The organism is Speluncibacter jeojiensis, from assembly GCF_029589495.1.
In the GTDB taxonomy this organism is placed as follows: domain Bacteria; phylum Actinomycetota; class Actinomycetes; order Mycobacteriales; family Mycobacteriaceae; genus Speluncibacter; species Speluncibacter jeojiensis.
In genome coordinates this window covers 154007-177511 of sequence record NZ_JAAIVF010000004.1, presented here as the reverse complement: position 1 = coordinate 177511, position 23505 = coordinate 154007, and the positions used below count along the sequence as shown (strand labels likewise).

The 23505-nt window shown below is 71.7% G+C and carries 20 protein-coding genes and 1 pseudogene; 20 read left to right on the top strand and 1 reads right to left on the bottom strand.

Going from position 1 to position 23505, the window contains the following annotated elements:
• The first annotated feature begins 31 nt into the window (after positions 1–31).
• The 7 genes from metK (at position 32) to G4X40_RS14055 (ending at position 8201) form a co-directional block, all read left to right on the top strand.
• Complete coding sequence (metK, locus tag G4X40_RS14085; protein WP_277833339.1) at positions 32–1240, top strand: methionine adenosyltransferase; 1209 nt, start codon at positions 32–34, stop codon at positions 1238–1240.
• A gap of 31 nt (positions 1241–1271) precedes the next feature.
• A complete protein-coding gene (locus tag G4X40_RS14080) occupies positions 1272–3293 on the top strand; it encodes a primosomal protein N' (protein ID WP_277833338.1) in 2022 nt (673 codons plus the stop codon).
• A gap of 92 nt (positions 3294–3385) precedes the next feature.
• Entirely contained in the window at positions 3386–4123 is a 738-nt protein-coding gene (locus G4X40_RS14075) for a PadR family transcriptional regulator (protein ID WP_277833337.1), read from the top strand.
• Between the two features lie 90 nt (positions 4124–4213).
• Complete coding sequence (locus tag G4X40_RS14070) at positions 4214–5239, top strand: esterase/lipase family protein (RefSeq protein ID WP_277833336.1); 1026 nt, start codon at positions 4214–4216, stop codon at positions 5237–5239.
• 100 nt (positions 5240–5339) lie between these two features.
• Complete coding sequence (def, locus tag G4X40_RS14065) at positions 5340–5858, top strand: peptide deformylase (RefSeq protein WP_277833334.1); 519 nt, start codon at positions 5340–5342, stop codon at positions 5856–5858.
• Between the two features lies 1 nt (position 5859).
• On the top strand, positions 5860–6789 hold the full coding sequence (fmt, locus tag G4X40_RS14060; RefSeq protein WP_277833333.1) for a methionyl-tRNA formyltransferase: 930 nt from the start codon (positions 5860–5862) through the stop codon (positions 6787–6789).
• Positions 6786–8201 (top strand): RsmB/NOP family class I SAM-dependent RNA methyltransferase, encoded by a 1416-nt coding sequence (locus tag G4X40_RS14055; RefSeq protein ID WP_277833332.1) that lies wholly within the window; start codon positions 6786–6788, stop codon positions 8199–8201. Before fmt ends, G4X40_RS14055 begins: the two co-directional genes overlap by 4 nt.
• Before the next feature lie 34 nt (positions 8202–8235).
• Here the strand turns inward: G4X40_RS14055 and G4X40_RS14050 are convergent, their stop codons facing one another.
• Complete coding sequence (locus G4X40_RS14050; RefSeq protein ID WP_277833618.1) at positions 8236–9801, bottom strand: acyl-CoA synthetase; 1566 nt, start codon at positions 9799–9801, stop codon at positions 8236–8238.
• A gap of 151 nt (positions 9802–9952) precedes the next feature.
• On the opposite strand from G4X40_RS14050, the gene rpe reads away from it, so the two are divergent.
• The 13 genes and pseudogenes from rpe to tpiA all read left to right on the top strand — a co-directional run bounded on the left by rpe (position 9953) and on the right by tpiA (position 23094).
• Positions 9953–10645, top strand: a complete 693-nt coding sequence (gene rpe, locus G4X40_RS14045) for a ribulose-phosphate 3-epimerase (protein WP_277833331.1) — start codon at positions 9953–9955, stop codon at positions 10643–10645.
• 1 nt (position 10646) lies between these two features.
• On the top strand, positions 10647–11711 hold the full coding sequence (ribD, locus tag G4X40_RS14040; protein ID WP_277833330.1) for a bifunctional diaminohydroxyphosphoribosylaminopyrimidine deaminase/5-amino-6-(5-phosphoribosylamino)uracil reductase RibD: 1065 nt from the start codon (positions 10647–10649) through the stop codon (positions 11709–11711).
• Positions 11712–12335 (top strand): riboflavin synthase, encoded by a 624-nt coding sequence (locus G4X40_RS14035; RefSeq protein ID WP_277833329.1) that lies wholly within the window; start codon positions 11712–11714, stop codon positions 12333–12335. It begins immediately after the preceding gene.
• Positions 12336–12460: 125 nt separating this feature from the next.
• Complete coding sequence (locus G4X40_RS14030; RefSeq protein ID WP_277833328.1) at positions 12461–13735, top strand: bifunctional 3,4-dihydroxy-2-butanone-4-phosphate synthase/GTP cyclohydrolase II; 1275 nt, start codon at positions 12461–12463, stop codon at positions 13733–13735.
• Positions 13732–14217 carry a 6,7-dimethyl-8-ribityllumazine synthase gene (gene ribH / locus G4X40_RS14025; RefSeq protein ID WP_277833327.1) on the top strand — a complete coding sequence of 162 codons (486 nt, stop codon included), beginning with the start codon at positions 13732–13734 and terminating at the stop codon, positions 14215–14217. The genes G4X40_RS14030 and ribH overlap by 4 nt, the downstream gene beginning before the upstream one ends.
• On the top strand, positions 14214–14690 hold the full coding sequence (locus G4X40_RS14020) for a PH domain-containing protein (protein WP_277833326.1): 477 nt from the start codon (positions 14214–14216) through the stop codon (positions 14688–14690). The genes ribH and G4X40_RS14020 overlap by 4 nt, the downstream gene beginning before the upstream one ends.
• A 49-nt stretch (positions 14691–14739) precedes the next feature.
• Complete coding sequence (gene uvrC / locus G4X40_RS14015) at positions 14740–16857, top strand: excinuclease ABC subunit UvrC (RefSeq protein WP_277833325.1); 2118 nt, start codon at positions 14740–14742, stop codon at positions 16855–16857.
• The gene (gene rapZ / locus G4X40_RS14010) at positions 16854–17765 is read left to right on the top strand and encodes an RNase adapter RapZ (protein ID WP_277833324.1); all 912 of its coding nucleotides are present in this window, start codon (positions 16854–16856) and stop codon (positions 17763–17765) included. The genes uvrC and rapZ overlap by 4 nt, the downstream gene beginning before the upstream one ends.
• A pseudogene (locus G4X40_RS14005) lies at positions 17762–18698 on the top strand (gluconeogenesis factor YvcK family protein); the annotation flags it as partial. The gene rapZ and the pseudogene G4X40_RS14005, both read left to right, overlap by 4 nt.
• A 235-nt stretch (positions 18699–18933) precedes the next feature.
• Positions 18934–19917 (top strand): DNA-binding protein WhiA, encoded by a 984-nt coding sequence (whiA, locus tag G4X40_RS14000; protein WP_277833323.1) that lies wholly within the window; start codon positions 18934–18936, stop codon positions 19915–19917.
• A gap of 119 nt (positions 19918–20036) precedes the next feature.
• Positions 20037–21056 (top strand): type I glyceraldehyde-3-phosphate dehydrogenase, encoded by a 1020-nt coding sequence (gene gap / locus G4X40_RS13995; RefSeq protein WP_277833322.1) that lies wholly within the window; start codon positions 20037–20039, stop codon positions 21054–21056.
• 26 nt (positions 21057–21082) lie between these two features.
• Positions 21083–22309 (top strand): phosphoglycerate kinase, encoded by a 1227-nt coding sequence (locus G4X40_RS13990; protein ID WP_277833321.1) that lies wholly within the window; start codon positions 21083–21085, stop codon positions 22307–22309.
• On the top strand, positions 22309–23094 hold the full coding sequence (tpiA, locus tag G4X40_RS13985) for a triose-phosphate isomerase (RefSeq protein ID WP_277833320.1): 786 nt from the start codon (positions 22309–22311) through the stop codon (positions 23092–23094). The genes G4X40_RS13990 and tpiA overlap by 1 nt, the downstream gene beginning before the upstream one ends.
• Positions 23095–23505 lie beyond the last annotated feature (411 nt).

Sequence of the window (23505 nt, the reverse complement as noted above, 5' to 3'; positions counted from 1 at the left end):
CCGCGTACGTGACGTAGTAGGGAGAGGACCTGTGACCCAGTCCGGGCGTCGTCTGTTCACCAGTGAGTCCGTCACCGAAGGCCACCCGGACAAGATCTGTGACGCGATCAGCGACTCGATCCTCGACGCGATGCTGGCCAAGGATCCGCACAGCCGCGTCGCCGTCGAGACCATGGTCACCACCGGTCAGGTGCACGTCGCCGGCGAGGTGACCACCAGCGCGTATGTCGACATCCCGAAGATCGTGCGCGACAAGGTCCTCGAGATCGGCTACGACTCGTCCGCAAAGGGCTTCGACGGCAACTCCTGCGGCGTGAACATCGCCATCGGTGCGCAGTCGCCGGACATCGCGCAGGGCGTCGACCACTCGCACGAGGCGCGCGTCGAGGGTGCCACCGAGGACCAGATCGACAGCCAGGGCGCCGGCGACCAGGGCCTGATGTTCGGCTACGCCTGCCAGGACACCCCGGAGCTGATGCCGCTGCCGATCGCGCTGGCCCACCGCCTTTCGCGCCGCCTGACCCAGGTCCGCAAGGACAGCGTGCTGCCGTACCTGCGTCCCGACGGCAAGACTCAGGTCACCATCGAGTACGCCGGCGACCAGCCGGTGCGCCTCGACACCGTGGTGCTGTCCACCCAGCACGCAGCGGACATCGACTTGGACAACCTGCTCACCCCCGACATCCGCGAGAAGGTCCTCGCGCCGGTGCTCGCCGACCTGGGTCCGCTGGACACGTCCAACGTGCGGCTGCTGGTCAACCCGACCGGCAAGTTCGTCCTCGGTGGCCCGATGGGCGACGCCGGCCTGACCGGCCGCAAGATCATCGTCGACACCTACGGCGGCATGGCCCGCCACGGCGGCGGCGCGTTCTCCGGCAAGGACCCGTCGAAGGTGGACCGTTCGGCCGCGTACGCGATGCGCTGGGTCGCCAAGAACGCGGTCGCGGCCGGCCTGGCCGAGCGCATCGAGGTCCAGGTCGCCTACGCGATCGGCAAGGCCGCCCCGGTGGGCCTGTTCGTGGAGACCTTCGGCACCGAGCACATCGATCCGGCCAAGATCCAGGCCGTGATCAGCGACGTGTTCGACCTGCGTCCGGGCGCGATCATCCGCGACCTCGACCTGCTGCGCCCCATCTACGGCCCGACCGCCGCGTACGGCCACTTCGGCCGCACCGACGTCGACCTGCCGTGGGAGCGCACCGACCGGGTCGAGCAGCTCCGGGCCGCCGCCGGCATCTGACGGCACCGAACGGAAAGCGGCAACGGCAACTTTGACCGCCACCGCAAAGGCAGCGGCAGCACATGCGCCCGTGGCGCGCGTGCTGCCGCTGCTGCCGGTTGCGCACCTGGACCGCGAGTTCGATTATCTGATCCCGTCCGACCTCGACGTGCAGGCCCAGCCGGGCGTGCGCGTGCGGGTGCGCTTCTCCGGACGCCTCGTCGACGGGATCCTGCTGCGGCGTCTCAAGTCGAGCGATCACGAGGGCAGGCTCTCCTGGCTGGACCGGGTGGTGTCCCCCGAGCGGGTGCTCACCCCCGAGATCGAAGCGCTCGTCGATGCGGTTGCGCAGCGCTGCGCGGGCACCCGCGCCGACGTGCTGCGGCTGGCGATCCCACCCCGGCACGGCAAGGTCGAGTCCGAGCAGACCGAACCGGTGCCACTCCCGTGCGAGCCGCGGATCGACGAGGCGGGCTGGTCGGCGTACCTGCACGGGCCGAACTTCGTCGAGGCGCTGCAGGCGGGGCGGGGGCCGCGCGCGGTCTGGCAGGCGTTGCCCGGCGAGGACTGGTGCACCCGGCTCGCCGAGCTCGCCGCCGTGGTGGCGTCGGCCGGCCGCGGCGCCGTGCTGGTGGTGCCGGACCAGCGCGACCTCGACCGGTTGGTGCGGGCCTGTGCGGAGGTGATCGGGCCGGAGCACGTGGTCGGCCTGGCGGCCGGACTGGGCCCGTCGGCGCGGTACCGCCGGTGGCTGGCCGCGCTGCGGGGGACCGCGCGGGTGGTCGTCGGCACCCGCGCGTCGGTGTTCGCCCCGACACCCGACCTCGGCTTGGTGGTGGTGTGGGACGACGGCGACAGCAGCCTGTCCGAGCCCCGCTCGCCGTATCCGCATGCGCGGGAGGTGGCGCTGCTGCGCGCCCACGGCACCGGATGCGCGGCGGTAGTCGCCGGGCACAGCCGCACGGCGGAGGCGCAGGCGCTCGTCGACACAGGCTGGGCGCACGACCTTGTCGCCGCGCGTGAGACGGTCCGGGCGCGTGCGCCGATGATCACCGCCCTCGCGGACAGTGATCAGGCGCTCGCCCGCGACCCCGGTGCCCGGGCGGCGCGGTTGCCCGCGATCGCGTTCGCCGCCGCCCGCAGTGCGCTCGCCGCCGGTGCCGGTGTGCTGGTGCAGGTTCCGCGCCGCGGCTACGTGCCGTCGCTCGCCTGCTCGAAGTGCCGTGCGCCCGCTCGCTGCCGGCGTTGCAACGGGCCGCTGGCGCTGCCGTCGGCGGCGGGCCCGGACGGGGCCGGTTCGCCGACGTGCAAGTGGTGCGGGATCGCAGAGACGAACTACCGCTGCCAGGCGTGCGGTGGGCGGGTGCTGCGCGCGATGGTGGTCGGTGCGGCGCGCACCGCGGAGGAGCTCGGCCGGGCCTTCACCGGCACGCCCGTCCACACCTCCGGGGGCGGCGAGGTCAAGGCCGAGATCGCCGCCGGACCGAAACTCGTCGTGGCGACGGTCGGGGCGGAGCCGGTGATGCCCGGCGGTTACGGCGCGGCCCTGCTGCTCGACGGTTGGGCGCTGCTGGGCCGGGCGGATCTACGCGCGGCGGAAGAGGCGCTGCGCCGGTGGATGACCGCCTCGACGCTGGTGCGACCGCACACCGACGGCGGTCAGGTCGTCGTGGTCGCGGACTCGGGGATTCCGACGGTGCAGGCGCTGGTGCGGTGGGACCCGGTGTGGCACGCCCGAAGTCAGCTCGCCGAGCGGGCCGAGGTGGGCTTCCCGCCGGCGGTGCACCTGGCGGCCGTGGACGGGGAGGCCGCGTCGATCGGGGAGCTGCTCGAGGTGGCCGAGCTGCCGGCATCGGCGGAACTGCTCGGGCCGGTGCCGCTGCCGCCGGGCGAGCGGTTGCCGTTCGCCGGCGACGAGCTGGAACCGGACGAGGTCGAACGGATGCTGATCCGCGTGCCCCGCGCCGATGGGCGGGCACTCGCGCGTGCGCTCGCCGAGGCGCGGGCGATCCGCAGCGCCCGCCGGTCGAGCGGTCCGGTCCGGGTGCAGATCGATCCCGTCCGGATCGGCTGAAATAGAGGGCACGTCCGCGAGGGGGTTGTCAGCGATGCGGCAACGATATATCGTGATACTCGTAATCAATATCCGATGCCGAGGAGGCAACGATGCAGTACGAGAATCGAGAAGAGTCCAGGGGCATGCGCGGGGACTGCCGCCGCGCGGGCGGTCCGGGCCGGGAGCGCCGGGCACACCGCTCGCGGGGCTTCGGTCCGGGCGAGTTCGGACCGGGAGGGTTCGGCGGCCCCGGGGGGTTCGGCGGCTTCGGTCCCGGCGGTCCGCGCGGCGGGCGCGGTCACCGGCACGGACCCCGCGGTCGGGGCCGCGGTCGGCGCGGCGATGCCCGCGCGGCCATCCTGCTGCTGCTGCGCGAGGAGCCGATGCACGGCTACCAGCTCATCCAGCAGATCGGCGAGCGCAGTGGCGGCGCCTGGCGGCCCAGCCCCGGCTCGGTCTACCCGGCGCTCAGTCAACTCGAGGACGAGGGGCTGATCGTGGTCGAGGCCGTCGCCGGCCGCAAGACCGCGCGGCTGACCGACGCGGGCGAGGAGTACCTGCGCGACCACGTCACCGAGTTGGGTGATCCGTTCGCCGACTACCGCAGCGCCGAGGGCGACGAGACCCGGGACCTGCGGGAACTGTCCGGCCAGCTGATGGGGGCGGTGCGACAGGTTGCCGCGGCCGGCACGCCGGACCAGATCACCCGGGCGGGGGAGTTGCTCGCCGAGGCGCGCCGTGCGATCTACCGGCTGCTCGCCGAGGACGACGCGCCGCGCCCGGCCGGCGATGCTGAGCGTGACGAGGCTGAGCATGACCAGTCCGGGAGCGACACCGCGGGGGAGTGACCTGCGGTAACGGCCCGCGCGCGGCGTCCGCGCGTGTCAAGATGTGCGCACGGACAGATTCCGGGTGGGGACGCGGGAGAGGGGAACCGGATGCGCAGGGTGCTTGCGGCACTGGCCATCGCGGCGAGTGTGGCTGTCGCCGTGGCAGTTCCGGCAGCCGCGGACCCGACCGGCTCGTCCGGGTCGGTGGGCTCGTCCGGCGGCGGCCCGACAGGCGCCGCGGCGGTGCTGCCGGCCGACCGGATACCGACCGTGCAGGGGCCGGTGGAGACCGAACCCGGGGCGGCGACCCGGTATGCGAAGGGGCGGCCCGGGTTGGCGCCGCAGGGCGCGAACCTGCCGCACTGCCGGCCCACCGCGACGCATCCCGAACCGGTGGTGCTGGTGCACGGCAGCGACGGCAGCGCGTTCGCGAACTGGGCGGCGCTGAGCCCGCAACTGCGCGACGCCGGCTACTGCGTCTACGCGTTGAACTACGGAAATGCCTCCGGCAGTGACCATTTCGGCATGGTCGACATGACCGCCGGGGCCGGGCAACTTGCCGGGGTGGTCCGGCAGGTGCTCGCGCAGACCGGCGCGACGAAGGTCGATCTGGTCGGGCACTCGCAGGGCGCGACCGTCGCGCGCTACTACGTCAACCGGCTCGGCGGCGCCGCATACGTCGACAAGTGGATCGGCATGGCGTCGCCCACCTACGGCGGCACGTTCTACGGGCTCGGCACGCTGCTGGCGGCCCTGCCCGGCGGCAACGCGCTCATCTCGGCGGCCATCTCGCCGGCCGTCGACGAGCAGGTGCAGGGCTCGGCCTTCCTCGAGGCGCTCAACACCGGCGGCGACACGGTGCCCGGCGTGCGCTACACGACCATCGCCACGCGGTACGACGAGATGATCCAGCCGTACACGAACGTCGCGTTGCACGGCCCGGGCGCGATCAACCTGGTCATCCAGGACCGTTGCCCCGCGGACATGACCGGGCACTTCAACATGCCGTTCGACTTGTACGCGCAGCAGATGGTGTTGAACGCCCTGGACCCCGAGCATCCGCTCGCCCCGGTCTGCCGCCCCGTTCCGCTCGGCACGGGCATCGCCTCGGTGGTGTTCGCGAGCAACTCCTGAGGCTCTCTAAACTGGGAGCTTCGAGATCGACCCTCGCCCCGGTGCCGCCGTGCCGGGGTCGCTGGCACCAGCGTCATTCGCGCGAAGGAGTGGAAGCCCCGTGGCCGTACTGCCCGTCCGATTGTTCGGTGACCCCGTGTTACGCACCCGCGCGGACGAGGTGACGGCCTTCGGTGCCGAGCTGCGCGTGCTGGTGCAGGACATGCTCGACACCATGGACGCGGAGGGCGGCGCCGGGCTCGCGGCCCCGCAGGTCGGCGTCGGGCTGCGCGTGTTCGTCTACGACTGCAACGGGGTGCGCGGGCACCTGGTCAACCCGCGGTGGGAGGCGGTCGGCGACGAGATGCAGACCGGTTCGGAGGGCTGCCTGTCGATCCCGGACATCCGGGCCGAGACCACGCGCCACCGCGACGTCGTGGCGAGCGGCGTCGACAGGGACGGGCGCCCGGTGCGGTTCGAGGCCACCGGGCTGCTGGCGCGCTGCGTCCAGCACGAGAGCGATCACCTCGACGGGGTGCTGTTCCTGAGCCGGCTCGGCCGCACAGAACGGGCCGCGGCGATGCGGGAGATCCGCGAGTCCGACTGGTTCGGTGCCGCCGCCGGGATCGGGGGGCGTTGAGATGCGGCTCGTCTTCGCCGGCACCCCCGAGGTCGCCGTCCCGTCGCTGCAGCGGCTGATCGACTCCCCGCGCCACGAGGTGGTCGCAGTCGTCACCCGGCCCGACGCGGTCGCCGGCCGCGGCCGCAAGGTCAGCCGGTCGCCGGTCGCGCAACTCGCCGACGCGCACGGCATCGAGGTCCTCATGCCCGCCCGGCCCGACGACGAGGACTTCGTCGCCCGGTTGCGGGAGCTGGACCCGCAGTGCTGCCCGGTGGTCGCGTACGGCGCGCTGCTCACCCAGCGCGTGCTCGACGTGCCCGAGTCCGGTTGGGTGAACCTGCACTTCTCGCTGCTGCCCGCCTGGCGCGGCGCCGCGCCGGTGCAGGCCGCCGTGCGGTCCGGTGACGAATTCACCGGGGCCAGCACGTTCCGGATCGAGCTGAGCCTGGACACCGGGCCGGTCTATGGGGTGGTCACCGAGCGAGTGCGGCCCGACGACACCTCCGGTGTGCTCCTCGGGCGTCTCGCGGAGTCCGGCGCGGTGCTGCTCGAGTCGACGATGGACGGGATCGCGCGAGGCGAACTCGTCGCGGTGCCGCAGTCGGCCGACGGCGTCTCCTATGCGGAGAAGGTGACGGTCGAATCGGCGCGGGTGCAGTGGGACATGCCGGCGGCGATGGTGGACCGGCAGATCCGGTCGGTCACCCCGGCCCCGGGGGCGTGGACGATGCTCGGCGACATGCGGGTCAAGCTGGGTCCGGTACGCATCGGTGCCGCCGACGCCGAACTCGAGCCCGGGCAACTGCAGGTGACGAAGAAGGAACTGATGGTGGGCACGGCGACCGTGCCGGTGATCCTCGGACAGGTGCAACCGCCGGGGAAGAAGGCGATGAACGCAGCCGACTGGGCCCGCGGTGCGCGGCTGGATGCGGAGGTGCGCGCGTCATGAGTGAATCCCGCCGTCCGGCGAAGCGACCCGCCGGCAACCGTCGTCCCCGCCAGCCGCGACGACCCGACGCCACCGCCGTCGATCCGGCCCGCACCGCAGCGCGGGACGTGCTGCGGGCGGTACGTGAGCGTGACGCCTACGCGAACCTGGTGCTGCCGGCCCTGCTGCGTGAGCGCCGGATCGAGGGCCGGGACGCGGCGCTGGCCACCGAACTCGCGTACGGAGCCTGCCGGTCACAGGGCCTGCTCGACGCGGTCATCGCCGACGGCGCGGGCCGGCCGATCGACGAGATCGACGGACCGCTGCTGGACGTGTTGCGCCTGGGCACCTACCAGTTGCTGCGCACCCGCGTCGCCCCGCATGCGGCGGTCGCGACCTCGGTCGACCTGGTGCGGGCCGAATTCGGCGGGGGCAGGGCCGGATTCGTCAACGCAGTGCTCCGACGGGTCGCCGAGCACGATGAGGCATCTTGGGTGTCGCGGCTCGCGCCGGCCGAGAAGTCCGACCCGGTCGGGCACCTGGCGTTCCGGTACGCGCACCCGAAGTGGATCGCGCAGGCGTTCGTCGACGCGCTGGGCCCGGCGGCGGGCGAGCTCGCCGAGGTGCTCGCCGCCGACGACGCCCGCCCGGCCGTGCATCTGGTGGCCCGGCCCGGCGAGATCTCCGCGGAGGAGCTGGCGCTGATCACCGGTGGCGAGGCCGGCCCGTACTCGCCGTACGCGGTGCACCTGGACGGCGGCGACCCCGGGCAGCTCGAACCGGTGCGCGAAGGTCTGGCCGGCGTCCAGGACGAGGGCAGCCAGCTGGTGGCCCGCGCCCTGACGCTCGCGCCGCTCGACGGTCGGGACGGCGGACGGTGGCTGGACCTGTGCGCCGGACCGGGCGGCAAGGCAGCGCTGCTCGGTGCGCTTGCCGACATCGACGGGGCGCGGGTCGATGCGGTCGAACCCGCCGAGCACCGTGCGGAACTCGTCCGCAAGATCACCCGCGGCCTACCCGTCGACGTGCACGTCGCCGACGGCCGCGAACCGGGCCTGACCACCGGGTACGACAGGGTCCTCGTCGACGCGCCGTGCACCGGCCTCGGCGCGCTGCGCCGTCGCCCCGAGGCCCGGTGGCGACGGCAGCCGTCGGACGTGGCGGGGCTGGTCAAGCTGCAACGCGAACTGCTGGCCTCGGCGACCCGGTTGGTCCGCCCCGGCGGCGTGATCGTCTACTCGACCTGCTCGCCGCACATGGCCGAGACGGTCGGGGTGGTTGCCGATGCGGTGCGCCGGTTCGGGCTGGCCGAACTGGACACCCGCGAGCTGCTGCCCGGCGTGCCCGGACTCGGTGACGGCCCGCACGCGCAACTGTGGCCGCACCGGCACGGCACCGACGCGATGTTCCTGGCGGCGCTGCGGCGGCCCTAGCGGCGCGGCCTGGCCGCTGCAGTTCGGCGGCGCCTCACGCACCGCCGAACTGCTCGCGCAGCCGGTACTTGAGGATCTTGCCGGCGGGGTTGCGGGGGATCTCGTCGACGATCTCCAACCGCAGCGGGATCTTGTAGCCGGCCAGGCGGTCGCGGCAGAACTCGCGGACGTCGTCGAGGGTCGGGGCCGGCCCCTCGACCGCGGCGACCACCGCGGTGACCGCCTCACCCCAGCGCGCGTCCGGGGTGCCGATCACCGCGACCTCACGGATCGCGGGATGGTCGTAGAGCACGCTCTCGACCTCGGCCGGGTACACGTTCTCGCCGCCGCTGATCACCATGTCCTTGGTGCGGTCGACGATGTAGACGTAGCCGTCGTCGTCCATCCGGCCCAGATCGCCGGTGTGGAACCAGCCCTGCTCGTCGATCGCCGCTGCGGTGGCGGCCGGGTTGTGCCAGTACCCGACCATCACCTGGGGGCCGCGCACGCACACCTCGCCGGTCTCGCCGGTCGGCACCGGGATGCCGTGCGGGTCGACCAACCGCACCTCGGAGAGCATCAGCGTGTGGTGACCGGCCGCGCCGATCTTGGTGGCGGACTCGTCGGTGCGCAGCACCAGTGCCAGCGGCGCGGTCTCGGTCAGTCCGTAGCCCTGCACGAACGGCACGCCGCGACCGTGGTAGATCCGGATCAGCGGCTCGGGGACGGGTGCGCCGCCGCACACCAGCGAGCGCAGGCTGGACAGGTCGGTGTCGGCGAACTCCGGGTGCTGCGCCATGAACAGGAACATCGCCGGCACCCCGAACATCGTCGTGACGCGGCGACGTTCGATCAGTGCCAGCGTCTCGGCGGGGTCGAAGCCGGCCGTGAGCACCACCTCGCCTGCCTTCTGCAGCGTGATCAGCGTGTTCACGTTCAGGCCGCCGATGTGGAACAGCGGCGCGGCGACCAGTGTCACGTCGTTCTGGCTCGAATCGAAGGAGAACATCGCGTTGACGTTGTTCCAGAACAGGTTCGCGTGGGTGAGCATGACGCCCTTGGGGCGGCCGGTGGTGCCCGAGGTGTACATGACGATCGCCACCTCGTCGGGGGTCACGCGGGTGGGCAGGCCCAGCGGTGCCCGCGCCGACATCAGCGGCTCGAGCGCCTCCCACCCGTCGACCTCGGTGACCGAGAGCACGCGCGACAACGACAACGTGGAGCGGACGGTGTCGACCACGGCGGCGCGGTCGGCGTCGGCGACCAGCGTGTGGAGGCCGGCGTCGCCGATGATGTACGCCATCTCAGGCCCGGCCAGCCGGAAGTTCAGCGGGACGAACACCGCGCCGATCCGGCCGCACGCGAACAGCGTCTCGAGGAAGGTCGGGTGGTTGATGCCCGCGTACCCCACCCGGTCGCCGTGCCCGACCCCGCCGGCGGCCAGTTCGGCCGCCAACCGGTCGATGCGGTCCAGGAACTGGCCGTAGGTGAGCGTGCGCCCCTCGAATGTCAGGGCCGGCCGGGTGGACGCGGTCTCGGCGCGGCGCCCGATCCAGGAACCGAGGTCGAGCGGGAGGCCGGCGCCGGCGGACGGCGTGGCCGGATCCGGGTGCGCGGCGATCGGGTGAACACTCACGGCGACTCCTACCGTCGGTGCTGTGTGATGCGTCACACCGTAGCGAAGGGGGCTCGCCCCCGCGAGTGCGTTGCGGGGGCCGGACCCCGCAACGCGGGCACGGGCGGCGGAACCTCCTGTGCATAGACTTGCGGGCATGCCGTTCGAGCGCGCCACGCAACCCCTGATCGCCCCGTCCATCCTGTCCGCCGACTTCGCGCATCTCGCGGACGAGGCGGACGCGGTCGCCGGCGCCGACTGGCTGCACGTCGACGTGATGGACGCGCATTTCGTGCCGAACCTGACCCTCGGCCTGCCGGTGGTGCAGAGCCTGCTCAACGCGACCGACATCCCGCTCGACTGTCACCTGATGATCGAGGACCCGGGCCGCTGGGCGCCGCCGTACGCGGAGGCCGGCGCGCACAACGTGACCTTCCATGCCGAGGCGACCGACGACCCGATCGCCGTCGCCCGTGACATCCGCGCCGCCGGCGCCAAGGCTGGGCTGAGCGTCAAGCCGGGCACCCCGATCGATCCCTACCTGGAGATCCTCAAGGAATTCGACACGCTGCTCGTGATGAGCGTCGAGCCGGGCTTCGGCGGCCAGTCGTTCATCCCGGAGGTTCTCGAAAAGGCAAGGGCTGTGCGCAAACTCGTTGATTCCGGCGAGCTGCGACTGCTCGTCGAGATCGACGGCGGCATCAACACCGACACCGTCGAGGCGGCGGCCGAGGCCGGCGTGGACTGCTTCGTGGCGGGCTCGGCGGTCTACGGTGCCTTCGACCCGGCGGCGGCGGTACGCGCACTGCGTGCCCAGGCCGCCGGCGCTTCGCACCACCTGCACGGCTGACATGTCCTCGGCGTCTCCCGCCCCCGGTGACGACCGGATCGCCGCCGCGATGGAACTGGCGATCGACCTGGCCGAGCAGGTGCGCGGCCGGACCAGCCCGAACCCGCCGGTCGGTGCGGTGATCCTCGACGAGTACGGCGCACTGGCAGGCACCGGTGCGACCCGACCGCCGGGCGGACCGCACGCCGAGGTGATGGCGCTGCGACAGGCGGGGCCCCGCGCCCGCGGCGGGACCGCCGTCGTCACCCTCGAACCCTGCAACCACCACGGCCGCACCGGACCCTGCGCCGAGGCGCTGCTCGACGCCGGCGTCACGGCGGTGCACTACGCGGTGGCGGATCCGAACCCGCAGGCGTCGGGCGGCGCCGATCGGCTGCGCGCGTGCGGACTGACCGTGACCGCCGGCGTGCGCGCCGAGCAGGTCGCCTCGGGACCGCTGCGCGCCTGGCTGCACCGCGTCCGCACCGGACGACCACAGCTGACGTGGAAGTACGCCGCCACCCTGGACGGGCGCAGCGCCGCCGCAGACGGCACGAGCCAGTGGATCACCGGGCCGGTGGCCCGCGAGCGGGTGCACGCCGAACGGGGCCGGATCGACGCCATCGTCGTCGGCACCGGCACCGTGCTGGCCGACGACCCGGCCCTGACCGCGCGGCTGCCCGACGGCACCCTCTCCGCCACGCAGCCGCTACGGGTGGTGGTGGGCCGACGCGACATCCCTCCGGGCGCGCGGATCCTCGACGACTCCGCGCCCACCGTGCACCTGCGCACCGATGACCCGCACGAGGTGCTCGCCGCACTCGCTGCGGAGCACTGCGACGTGCAACTCGAGGGCGGCCCGCGGCTGGCCGCGGCATTCCTGCGCGCCGGACTGGTCGACCGCGTGCAGGCGTACCTCGCCCCCGTGCTGATCGGCGCAGGCCAGGGTGCTGTCGGCGACCTCGGAATCGGGACCATCTCCGCCGCGTTGCGCTTCCACCGGGAATCCGTCGACGTGCTCGGCGAGGACATACTGCTCACGCTGGTGCCGGACGGTCCGGCAGCTGATTGTCAGGAGGATCGATAGGTGTTCACCGGGATTGTCGAAGAACTCGGCGAGGTCACGGCGCGGGAGGTGCTCGCCGACGCCGAGCGGCTCACCGTCCGGGGCGCGCTGGTCACCTCCGACGCGGCGCACGGCGATTCGATCGCCGTCAACGGGGTCTGCCTGACCGTCGTGGACGTCCTCGCGGACGGTTCGTTCACCGCCGACGTGATGCGCGAGACACTCGATCGCAGCAGCCTCGCCGCCGTGGGCGTCGGCAGCAAGGTCAACCTGGAGCGTGCAGCCGCCGTGAACAGCCGGCTCGGCGGGCACATCGTGCAGGGGCACGTGGACACCGTCGGCGAGGTGATCTCGCGCACGCCGTCGGAGCACTGGGAGGTCGTGCGGATCGCGCTGCCCGCGTCGGTGTCGCGGTATGTGGTCGAGAAGGGCTCGATCACCGTCGACGGCGTGTCGCTGACCGTCGCCACGCTCGGCACCACCGACCAGGGCGAATACTTCGAGATCTCGCTGATCCCCACCACCTTGGCGATGACCACGCTCGGCGGGGCCCAGGCGGGCACGCCGGTCAACCTCGAGGTGGACGTCATCGCCAAGTACGTCGAGCGTCTGACCAGGACCGACGAGGGGTCCGGCCGACAGTAGGCATACCCTCGGGTTGGAATACCCTCAGGTGGTGCGCGGACGCAGCCCCGCCTCGTTCCACCGCGATTCCCGGCGGTCACCCCGTGGCCGGCGGGATCCTCATCAGTCATTGGAGAGAAGAGCACGTGACCAGGTTCGACAGTATCGAGCGTGCCGTCGCCGACATCGCCGCCGGTAAGGCGGTCGTCGTGGTCGACGACGAGGATCGCGAGAACGAGGGCGATCTCATCTTCGCCGCGGAGAAGGCCACCCCCGAACTGGTGGCGTTCATGGTCCGCTACACGTCCGGCTACCTCTGCGTGCCGCTGGCCGGTGAGGACTGCGACCGGCTCGGCCTGCCGCCGATGTACGCGACCAACCAGGACAAGCACGGCACCGCCTACACGGTCACGGTCGACGCGCGCGAGGGCATCGGCACCGGCATCTCCGCCTCCGACCGCGCCGCGACCATGCGACTGCTGGCCGACGCGAACAGCGGCGCCCAGGACTTCAACCGTCCCGGCCACGTCGTCCCGCTGCGCGCCAAGGAGGGAGGGGTCCTGCGCCGGCCCGGTCACACCGAGGCCGCGGTCGACCTGGCCCGGATGGCGGACCTGCGTCCGGCCGGCGTGATCTGCGAGATCGTCAGCCAGAAGGACCCCGGCGCGATGGCGCAGACCGACGAGCTGCGGGTGTTCTCCGACGACCACGGGCTCGCGATGATCTCCATCGCCGACCTGATCGCCTGGCGCCGCAAGCACGAGAAGCACGTGGTGCGGGTCGCCGAGGCGCGCATCCCCACCCGGCACGGCGAGTTCAAGGCCGTCGGTTACACCAGCGTGTACGACGACGTCGAGCACGTGGCGCTGGTGCGCGGCGACATCGCCGGACCGGACGGCGACGGCAGCGACGTGCTGGTGCGGGTGCACTCGGAGTGCCTGACCGGCGACGTGTTCGGCTCGCTGCGCTGCGACTGCGGACCGCAGCTGGACGCCGCGCTGGACATCGTCGCACAGGAGGGGCGCGGCATCGTGCTGTACATGCGCGGGCACGAGGGCCGCGGCATCGGGCTGATGCACAAGCTGCAGGCCTACCAGCTGCAGGACGCCGGCTCGGACACGGTCGACGCGAACCTCGAGCTGGGCCTCCCCGCTGACGCCCGCGACTACGGACTGGGCGCGCAGATCCTCGTCGACCTCGGCGTCACCTCGATGCGGCTGCTGACGAACAACCCCGCCAAGCGCGCGGGCCTGGACGGGTACGGGCTGCGGATCACCGACCGGGTGCCGATGCCGGTGCGCGCCAACGCCGAGAACCTGCGCTATCTGCGGACCAAGCGCGACCGCATGGGCCACGACCTGATCGGCCTGGACGACCTGGAGTTCCCGGGAGCGGACCTGGCCGGGGAGGGCGCCCAGTGAGCGGCGGCGGTGTCCCGCAACTGCGTGTCGCCGAGGCCGCCGACCTGAAGGTCGCGATCGTGGCGAGCCAGTGGCACAAGGCGATCTGCGATGCGCTGATCGCCGGTGCGCAGCGCGTGGTCGAACAGGCGGGCGTGCGCGAGGTGACGCTGGTGCGCGTCGCCGGTTGCGTCGAACTGCCCGTGGTCGCGCAGGAACTGGCGCGCACGCACGACGCGGTGGTCGCCCTCGGCGTCGTCATCCGCGGCGACACCCCGCACTTCGAATACGTCTGCGAGGCCGTCACCGCGGGGCTTACCCGGGTCTCGCTGGACGAGTCCACGCCCGTCGGCAACGGGGTGCTCACCACCAACACGCTGCAGCAGGCGCTCGACCGCGCCGGCCTGCCCGACTCCGCCGAGGACAAGGGCGCCGACTCGTGCGCCGCAGCGCTGGACACCGCGGTCACGTTGCGGTCCCTGCGCGCCGGAGGGGCCCGATGACCACCACGAAATCCGACGAGTGGGAGCTGGTGGTCCGGCCCCGCAAGGTCACCCGCTATGCGACCGGAGTGGCCCTCGTGCTGGTGGTCACCTTCGTCGTGGTCGGCGTCATGCTGCGGTCGACGACCGGGGTGTACTTCAAGGTCTCCGACCAGATCTCCATGGTGCTGCTCGGACTGATCCTGGCGGCGGCGGTGATGCTGCTGGCGCGGCCGCGGCTGCGGGTCGGGGCGAGCGGTGTCGCGGTGCGCAACATCATCGGGGAACGGCACATCGACTGGGACCTGGTACTGGTGATGACGCTGCCCGAGGGGGCCACGTGGGCGCGCATCGAGATCCCCGACGACGAGTTCGTGCCGGTGATGGCGATCCAGGTCAGCGACCGCGAGTACGCGGTGGATGCGGTGCGGACCTTCCGCTCGCTGCAGGCCAAGTACTCGCCGTGGGGACCGCCGGGCGTCGGCCCGGCCTGACCGAGCGCGCCAGCGGCCGTTCCCCGGCACCGCCGACTAACCTGGACCCGTGCCTGATCCCGCAACCTACCGCCCCGCGACCGGAACCATTCCGACCGCGCCCGGCGTCTACAAGTTCCGCGATCCGCACGGCAGGGTCGTCTACGTCGGCAAGGCGAAGAACCTGCGCAGTCGGCTGAGCAACTACTTCGCGGACCTGTCGACACTGCACCCGCGCACCCGGCAGATGGTCACCACCGCCGCCTCGGTCGAGTGGACGGTGGTCGGCACCGAGGTCGAGGCGCTGCAACTCGAGTACAACTGGATCAAGGAATTCGATCCGCGTTTCAACGTCCGCTACCGCGACGACAAGACCTACCCGGTGCTCGCCGTCAGCGTCGGCGAGGAGTACCCGCGGCTGTTCGTCTACCGGGGTCCGCGCCGAAAGGGGGTGCGCTACTTCGGCCCGTACTCGCACGCCTGGGCGATCCGCGAGACCCTCGACCAGTTGCTTCGGGTGTTCCCGGCGCGGACCTGCTCGGCCGGGGTGTTCAAGCGGCACAACCAGATCGGCAGGCCCTGCCTGCTCGGTTACATCGACAAATGCAGCGCGCCGTGTGTCGGCCGGGTCAGCGCGGCCGAGCACCGGCACATCGTCGACGACTTCTGCGACTTCCTGGCGGGCAAGACCGACCGGCTGATGCGGCAGGTCGAGCAGCAGATGCAGGCGGCGGCCGAGGAACTGGACTTCGAGCGGGCCGCGCGGCTGCGCGACGACCTGGGGGCGCTGCGCAAGGCGCTCGAGAAGCAGGCGGTCGTGCTCGGCGACGGCACCGACGCCGACGTGGTGTCCTTCGCCTACGACGATCTCGAGGCGGCCGTGCAGGTGTTCCACGTGCGCGGCGGCCGGGTGCGCGGTCAGCGAGGCTGGGTGGTCGAGCGGGTCGAGAACGCGGACCTGCCCGAACTGGTCGAGCAGTTCCTGACCCAGTTCTACGGCGAGCAGGCGGCGCTCGAGCGCGCCACGCAGGACACCGGCGCCGCGCAGTCGGGCGCGCAGGTGGTCCCGCGCGAGGTGCTGGTGCCGTCTCTGCCGCCGAACGCCGACGACGTGCAGTACTGGCTGGCCGACCTGCGCGGCGCGTCGGTGAGCCTGCGGGTCCCGCAGCGCGGCGACAAGAAGGCGCTGGCGGAGACCGTGCAGCGCAATGCCGCCGAGGCGCTCGCGCAGCACAAGCTCAAGCGCGCCGGCGACCTCACCGCGCGGTCCGCGGCGCTGCAGGGCCTGCAGGACGCGCTCGACCTCGACTCGGCGCCGTTGCGGATCGAATGTGTCGACATCAGCCACATCCAGGGCACCGACGTGGTCGCGTCGCTGGTGGTGTTCGAAGACGGCCTGCCCCGCAAGTCCGACTATCGGCACTATGCGATCAAAGAGGCGGCCGGCGACGGGCGGTCGGACGATGTGGCGAGCATCGCCGAGGTCACCCGGCGCCGCTTCCTGCGGCACACCGCCGACAAGGCCGGCTCCGCGGGAACGGCGGTCCGGGACTCGGCCGGCCGCGAGGATCTGGCTCAGGACGCGGACATGGCACCGGAGGTGGGCATCGACCCGACGACCGGGCGACCCCGCCGGTTCGCCTACCCCCCGAACCTGTATGTCGTCGACGGCGGCGCCCCGCAGGTGGCGGCGGCCGCCGCGGTCCTCGACGACCTGGGCATCACCGACGTCGCGGTGATCGGTCTGGCCAAACGGCTCGAGGAGGTGTGGGTGCCGGACGAACAGGACCCGGTCATCCTGCCGCGCACCAGCGAGGCGCTGTACCTGCTGCAGCGGGTGCGCGACGAGGCGCACCGGTTCGCGATCACCTTCCACCGCAGCAAGCGTTCGCGGCGTATGACGGCGTCGGCGCTCGACGCGGTGCCGGGCCTGGGGGAGCGCCGCCGCACCGCGCTGGTGAGCCACTTCGGGTCGGTGGCCCGGTTGCGGGAGGCCAGCGTCGACCAGATCACCGAGGTGCCCGGCATCGGCGCGACGACCGCCCGGGCGGTGTTGGCGGCGTTACACGGTGCGTCGCCGGACCCGTCGGACTCGGCGTCGGCCGCGGGAAAGGTCCCGGCGGGCGCGGCGGTGCGCGCGATGGGCGACGATGGAGTCCAGTCCGAGGAGAGGGGGAACGACCGGTGAACGAACCGAGCGCGGCCCAGGGCACGCAGCCGGACGACGACGGCGGTGACATCGAGGTGCTGCTGGTGACCGGGTTGTCCGGTGCCGGGCGCAGCACCGCCGCGAAGGTGCTCGAGGACATCGGCTGGTACGTCGCCGACAATCTGCCGCCCGAACTGGCGTCCCGATTGGTCGACCTCGGGCAGGAACCGCAGACCCGGATCCCACGGCTGGCCATCGTGCTGGACGTGCGCTCGCGCGCGTTCAGCGGCGACCTCGCCGAGATCGGGCCCGGCCTGGGGCAACGGCAGATCAAGCCGCGGGTGCTGTTCCTCGACGCCTCCGACGACGTGCTGGTGCGCCGGTTCGAGCAGGTGCGCCGCGGTCATCCGCTGCAGGATTCCGGCACGCTCACGGAGGGGATCGCCGCCGAGCGCGCGATGCTCGCACGCTTCAAGGCCGGCGCGGACCTGGTCGTCGACACCTCGTCGCTACCGGTGCAGCGGCTGCGCGAGAAGATCGAGAACGCCTTCGGCGGCGAGAGTGCGCACCTGGTCCGTGTGACCGTGCAGTCGTTCGGGTTCAAGTACGGACTGCCGTTGGACGCCGACATGGTCGCCGATGTGCGATTCTTGCCGAATCCGTACTGGATCCCGGAGCTGCGCGAGCACACCGGCCAGGACGACGACGTGCGCGAGTACGTGCTGGCCCAGGATGATGCCGAGGAGTTCCTGAACACCTACCATCGGCTGCTGCAGTTGATCGAGGACGGTTATCGCCGAGAGGGGAAGCGCTACGTGACGATCGCGGTGGGATGCACCGGCGGCAAACACAGGAGCGTCGCGATGTCGGAGGCACTGGCCGACCGGCTGCGCGGCGACGACGATCTCGCTGTGAGCGTCGTGCACCGCGACCTGGGGCGCGAATGACCGGCCCCCGCAGCACCCCGTCGATCGTGGCGCTCGGCGGCGGCCACGGGCTGTACGCGACGCTGCGTGCGGCGCGACGGCTGAGCACCGACGTGACGGCGGTCGTCACCGTCGCCGACGACGGCGGCTCCTCGGGTCGGCTGCGCTCCGAACTCGGCGTCATCCCGCCGGGCGACCTGCGGATGGCGCTCGCCGCGCTGGCGGCCGACGACCCGCGGACCCAGTTGTGGACCGAGGTCATCCAGCACCGGTTCGGCGGCACCGGGGCACTGGCCGGGCACAGTCTCGGCAACCTGGTGCTGTCCGGACTCACCGAGGTCCTCGGCGACCCGGTCCGGGCGCTCGACGAGGTAGCAGAGGTGCTCGGCGTGCGCGGCCGGGTGCTGCCGATGTCCCCGGTGGCGTTGGAGATCGAGGCGGACGTGTCCGGTCTCGAGGCCGATCCCCGGGTGGTCCGTCCCATCCGCGGTCAGGTGGCTGTGGCGACCACCCCGGGACGGGTGCGCCGGGTGCGGCTGATGCCGTCCGACCCGCCGGCCTGCGCCGACGCGGTGGACGCGATCATGCGCGCGGACCTGGTCCTGCTCGGCCCGGGGTCGTGGTTCACCAGCGTGATCCCGCACGTGCTGGTGCCGGAGCTGTTCGACGCGCTGATTGCGACGACCGCCCGGCGCGCACTGCTCCTGAACCTGGCGCCGGAGCCCGGGGAGACCGCCGGCTTCTCCGCCGAGCGGCACCTGCACGTGCTGGCGCAGCACGCGCCGGACTTCCGCGTCGAGTCGATCGTCGTCGACGCGGGCGCGGTCGGCGCCGACAGCGAGCGCGAGTACGTCGCCCGGGCCGCCGATCGTCTGGGCGCGCGGGTGACGTTCGCCGAGGTCGCCGAGCCCGGCACGGAGCGGCACGACCCGGAACTGCTCGCGGTCGCGCTCGAGCGGGTGCTCGAGCAGGCAGGTCCGGGCCTGCGGTCGGTGCGGGCGGCCGGACCGTATCCGGGAGCGGGCGGCCGGATCGACGGCGACGCGAACGACCACAATCTGATCGACACCGGCTTCTTCGACGCCGGCCTGATCCCCGCGGACGAACCCGATCTCGACGAGATCGAGGCGGACGCGATCGCTTCCACGCCGCCGGTGCGGCGCGTGGTCACCGGAAAGGAGTCCCATCCGTGGCGATGACTGCCGAGGTCAAGGACGAGCTCAGTCGTCTGACCGTGACGCAGGTCAGTGCGCGGCGCGCGGAGGTCGCGTCGCTGCTCCGGTTCGCGGGTGGGTTGCACATCGTGGGGGGCCGGGTGGTCGTCGAGGCCGAGGTCGACCTCGGTTCGACCGCCCGGCGCCTGCGTCACGAGATCCACGACCTGTACGGATACAGCTCCGACGTGCACGTCGTCGGGGCCGGCGGCCTGCGCAAGAACTCGCGGTACGTCATCCGGGTGGCGCAGGACGGGGAGGCGTTGGCGCGCCAGACCGGACTGCTCGATCCGCGGGGCCGGCCCGTGCGCGGACTGCCGGCCCAGGTGGTCGGCGGCAGCGTGCAGGACGCGGAGGCGGCCTGGCGCGGGGCGTTCCTGGCGCACGGCTCGCTGACCGAGCCGGGCCGTTCCTCGGCGCTCGAGGTCAGCTGCCCGGGCCCCGAATCGGCGCTGGCACTGGTCGGCGCCGCCCGCCGACTGGGCATCGCGGCGAAGGCGCGCGAGGTGCGCGGCGCCGACCGGGTGGTCGTGCGCGACGGCGAGGCGATCGGCGCGCTGCTGACCCGCATGGGCGCCCAGGACACCCGGCTGACCTGGGAGGAACGCCGGATGCGCCGCGAGGTGCGGGCCACGGCCAACCGGCTGGCGAACTTCGACGACGCGAACCTGCGCCGGTCGGCGCGGGCCGCGGTCGCGGCGGCGGCGCGGGTCGAGCGGGCCCTGGACATCCTCGGTGCCGAGGTGCCCGATCATCTGGCGGCGGCGGGCAGCCTGCGGGTCAAGCACAGGCAGGCGTCGCTGGAAGAACTCGGCCAGCTCGCCGACCCGCCGATGACCAAGGACGCGGTGGCCGGCCGGATCCGGCGGCTGCTGTCGATGGCGGACCGCCGGGCCAAGGAACTGGGTGTTCCGGACACCGAGTCGGCGGTCACCGCCGAACTGCTCGACGACGCCTGAGCGGGGTCGACCGCCGTCGGCGCTCACGAGTGGGACCGACTGGAATCGGCAGGTCGCAGCGCATTAGGGTGGACCGCGAATCCACACGATCACATACGAATGGTTCAAAGGAGCTCATTGTGACTGTCCGCGTAGGCGTGAACGGCTTCGGTCGTATCGGACGGAACTTCTTCAGGGCGGTCGATGCGCAGAAGGCGCTGGGCACCACCGACATCGAGATCGTGGCGGTCAACGACCTGACCGACAACGCGACCCTCGCGCACCTGCTCAAGTACGACTCGATCCTCGGTCGCCTCCCGCACGACGTCGAGCTCGACGGCGACGACACCATCGTCGTCGGCGGTACCAAGATCAAGGCGCTCGCGCACCGCGGACCGCTGGGCGAGCTGCCCTGGGGCGACCTGGGCGTCGACGTGGTCGTCGAGTCCACCGGCATCTTCACCGACGCCGCCAAGGCGAAGGGCCACCTCGAGGCCGGCGCCAAGAAGGTCATCATCTCCGCGCCCGCCAAGGGTGAGGACCTGACCGTGGTCATGGGCGTCAACGACGACCAGTACGACGGCAGCCAGAACATCATCTCGAACGCCTCGTGCACCACCAACTGCCTCGGCCCGATCGCCAAGGTGCTCGACGACGAGTTCGGCATCGTCAAGGGCCTGATGACCACCGTGCACGCCTACACGCAGGACCAGAACCTGCAGGACGGCCCGCACAGCGACCTGCGCCGCGCCCGCGCCGCCGCGCTGAACGTGGTCCCGACCGGCACCGGTGCGGCCAAGGCCATCGGCCTGGTGCTCCCGCAGCTGCAGGGCAAGCTCGACGGCTACGCGCTGCGCGTGCCGATCCCGACCGGCTCGGTCACCGACCTGACCGCGAACCTGCGCAAGTCGGCGTCGGTCGAGGAGATCAACGCCGCGATGAAGGCCGCCGCCGAGGGACCGCTCAGGGGCATCCTCAAGTACAGCGAGGCCCCGATCGTGTCCGCGGACATCGTCACCGACCCGCACTCCTCGATCTTCGACGCGCCGCTGACCAAGGTCATCGACGACCAGGTCAAGATCGTTTCCTGGTACGACAACGAGTGGGGCTACTCGAATCGCCTCGCCGACCTCATCGGCCTCGTCGCCAAGTCGCTCTGACACCGACCGTAAAGGAATCGATCTCAGTGTCTGTACAGACGCTTCACGATCTGCTGGACGCCGGGGTCTCCGGGCGCACCGTGCTGGTGCGCTCGGACCTCAACGTGCCGCTCGACGGCGGCCAGATCACCGATCCGGGCCGCATCGTGGCCTCCGCGCCGACGATCGCCGCGCTTGCCGACGCCGGCGCCAAGGTGATCGTGACCGCGCACCTCGGCCGCCCCAAGGGGCAGGTCGACCCGGCGCTGTCGCTGGCCCCGGTCGCCGCGAAGCTCGGTGACGTGCTCGGGCGGTACGTGCAGCTCGCGCACGACGTGGTCGGCATCGACGCGCAGGCGCGCGCCGAGGGGCTGACCGACGGCGACGTGCTGCTGCTGGAGAACATCCGGTTCGACCCGCGTGAGACCAGCAAGGACGAGGCCGAGCGTGCTGCGCTGGCCAAGGAGCTGGCGGCGCTGACCGATGGCGGCGCGTTCGTCTCCGACGGCTTCGGTGTCGTGCACCGCAAGCAGGCGTCGGTCTACGACGTCGCCAAGCTGCTCCCGCATTACGCGGGCAAACTGGTCGGCGCCGAGGTGCAGGTGCTGCGCAGGCTCACCGAGGACACCGAGCGTCCGTACGCGGTCGTGCTCGGCGGTTCGAAGGTCTCCGACAAGCTGGCCGTGATCGAGGCGTTGGCCCCCAAGGTCGACACCCTCGTCATCGGCGGCGGCATGTGCTTCACCTTCTTTGCCGCGCAGGGACTTCCGGTTGGTTCCTCGCTGCTGCAGGAGGAGATGATCGGAACCTGCAAGGATCTGCTCGAGCGTTTCGCCGACGTGATCCACCTGCCGCAGGACATCGTCGTCGCGGACTCGTTCTCGGCCGACGCCGAGTCGAAGACCGTTGCGGCAGAGCAGATCCCCGACGGCTGGATGGGCCTGGACATCGGCCCCGAGGCGGTGGGCCGGTTCGCGGCGGTGCTCGGCGCGGCGAAGACGGTGTTCTGGAACGGCCCGATGGGCGTGTTCGAGTTCGCGAAGTTCGCGGCTGGCACCAAGGGTGTCGCCGAGGCGATCGTCGAGGCGACCGGCAAGGGCGCGTTCAGCGTCGTCGGCGGCGGCGACTCGGCCGCCGCGGTGCGTCTGCTGGGCCTGCCCGAGGACGGTTTCTCGCACATCTCCACCGGCGGAGGCGCCTCGCTCGAGTACCTCGAGGGCAAGGAACTGCCGGGCATCGCGGTGCTCGAGTCGACGGAAGGTCAGGTGGGCTGATGGCGCGCAAGCCGTTGATCGCCGGCAACTGGAAGATGAACCTCAATCACTTCGAGGCCATCGCCCTGGTGCAGAAGATCGCATTCTCGCTGCCGGCGAAGTACTTCGACAAGGTCGACGTGACGGTCATCCCGCCGTTCACCGACATCCGCAGCGTGCAGACGCTGATCGAGGGCGACAAGCTGCTGCTCACCCACGGTGCGCAGGACGTGTCCGTGCACGAGTCCGGTGCCTACACCGGCGAGGTCAGCGGCGCGATGCTCTCCAAGCTCGGCTGCACCTTCGCGGTGGTCGGCCACTCGGAGCGTCGTCAGTACCACGGTGAGGACGACGCGACCGTGCTGGCCAAGGCCAAGGCGGCGCTGAAGCACTCGATCACGCCGATCGTGTGCATCGGCGAGGGCCTGGAGGTCCGCGAGGCGGGCGAGCACGTGGCGTACAACGTCGCGCAGCTGCGCGGTTCGCTGGCCGGGCTGTCCGCCGACGAGATCAGCAAGGTCGTCGTCGCCTACGAGCCCGTGTGGGCCATCGGCACCGGACGGGTCGCGACCCCGGCCGACGCGCAGGAGGTCTGCAAGGCGGTGCGCGAGGAACTCGCGTCACTGGCCTCGCCCGAGGTCGCGGCCGGTGTGCGCGTGCTCTACGGCGGTTCGGTCAACGCCAAGAACGTCGGCGAGATCGTAGGCCAGCCGGATGTGGACGGCGCCCTGGTGGGTGGCGCCTCGCTCAAGGCCGACGAGTTCGCGACGCTGTCGGCGATCGCCGCAGGCGGACCTCTGCCCTGATCCGAGTGCGAGGCGCTCTGATCTGAGCGAACCGCCAACGCTGGGCGCGTGACCGAAAAAGGTCACGCGCCCAGCGTTTTTCGTGTCCGGCGGACGGTGTGCGGCCGCCCGAGCGGCGGATTCTAGATCAACAGCGGCGGACCAGGGTGGGGGAATGCCCGAACTTCATGTCGTTACACAATGATTCCCCGAAACGCACAGTTTGTGAACCTGCGTTAACTACTCGGGCGGTAATGTGAGCGACGCTACATCGGGTCCGACAGAGTGTTGGAAATCACTCGGTGTCTGTTGGGCTCCTTCCGTTCCCATCTCATCGCACACGAGGAGAGCCATGCCAACGACCTTGACGCAGCTGATCAACTTCATCTTCGGTCAGGCCATCGGGTCCGTTCAGTTCTTCAGCTGACATCC